Here is a 539-nt window from a genome sequence, read left to right on the forward strand (position 1 = left end):
ACGGTGGTGGTGTCGTTGACGTCATTGACCGTGGTGGTTACTGGCGTTGTGTTTGGCGACACCAATTCCAGGTTGCCACCCACTGCGTCCTTGATGGATTCGGTGACGGTGGTCGGACCCTTGTAGAGGTCGTTGCCGACCGTCACCGGCAGGGTGCCGGAACTCTGGCCTGCAGCGATGGTGATCACCTTGCCGCTGTCGAGGGTCACGGTCACCGGGCCGTTCTGCGCGGTGACCGGTTTGCCCTGGGCATCGGTCAGCGTGGCGGTGTAAGTGATGGTGCCGTTCTCGGCCACGCTCGGGGTGGCGGTCAGGGTCACGGTGGTGGTGTCGTTGACGTCATTGACCGTGATGGTTACTGGCGTTGTGTTTGGCGACACCAATTCCAGGTTGCCACCCACAGCGTCCTTGATGGATTCGGTGACGGTGGTCGGGCCCTTGTAGACGTCGTTGCCCACAATGACCGGCAAGCTGCCGGAGCTCTGGCCTTCGGCGATGGTGATGACCTTGCCGCTGTCCAACGTCACGGTGACCGGACC

1 protein-coding gene is annotated in these 539 nt (G+C 62.3%); it reads right to left on the reverse strand.

The genetic code is table 11. The features are described from left to right. Positions 1-539, reverse strand: a 539-nt coding sequence (locus tag AC1Q6Y_RS28050; RefSeq protein ID WP_492625660.1) for an immunoglobulin-like domain-containing protein, incomplete at both ends; no start/stop codon positions are given.

The organism is Pseudomonas sp. GW823-FHT06E10 (genome assembly GCF_058794995.1).